An 851-nucleotide genomic window follows, 5' to 3' on the forward strand; every position below is an offset into this window, starting at 1 on the left:
ATAATAAAGTCCTCCTGTTTTTAGTTTATCATAAAAAGATTTTTTTATTTACAGACTTTTTATCACAGGCTCATATTGGATAAGAAAACTTATGAATTTATATATGTTAAATACAATTATTTAAGACCCCATTCTTATAATAAAGGAATTCCTCCTGCTTTAAATAAGAGGTTTGCATAATTTACTATCACTCACTGTAGCAATTTTAATTGTCCACTACAAACCTCCTATTATTATTAAGGCTGTTTTTTCAAAACCTATTGCACCTAATATTGCTGATAATAAACATGCCATAAAAAAACTATGATGACCTGTTAAAAAATGTATTTGTATTTTGTAAATCTTGCAACTAATAAGTTTACTACTAGTCCTACAATCAATATAAACATTGTTTCTTTTCCTAATATTTTTTGTGCCGTTGCTACAACTGCTTCATTATTTGGAACTACACCTGTTATATTAAAACCTTTTTCTATCATTTGTCCTAATGGTTCTAAATTTTTTACTATAAAGTCTGCCCCTGCACCTAACATTAAATATCCTAATATCGGTCCCAGAGTTCCTGTTAATAATTTATGAAATGGTTTCTTCAAAGCTATTAACCCTACACATGATACTATTCCTAATAAAATTGCTGGTTGTGACAATATTTCCATTAATATTTTAAAAATTTCCATTGTTACCTCCTTTTATTTTATTAATTCTCTAATTTCTTCTAATACATCTTCTTTAATTTTTTTCTTATTTGTATAACTTCTAATCAGGGCTATCCTCTTATTGTACTTATGTCAATAATGTGGACACATTTATCTTGTCTATTATGAAATTTTTTTCAAATATTCTTTAGGAGA

The 851-nt window shown here is 26.9% G+C and carries 1 pseudogene; it reads right to left on the reverse strand.

The window, feature by feature from the left end:
* Positions 1-216: 216 nt before the first annotated feature.
* A pseudogene (locus NK213_RS20245) lies at positions 217-677 on the reverse strand (PTS transporter subunit IIC).
* Between the last annotated feature and the right edge of the window lie 174 nt (positions 678-851).

This window comes from Sebaldella sp. S0638, from assembly GCF_024158605.1.
Taxonomy (GTDB): domain Bacteria; phylum Fusobacteriota; class Fusobacteriia; order Fusobacteriales; family Leptotrichiaceae; genus Sebaldella.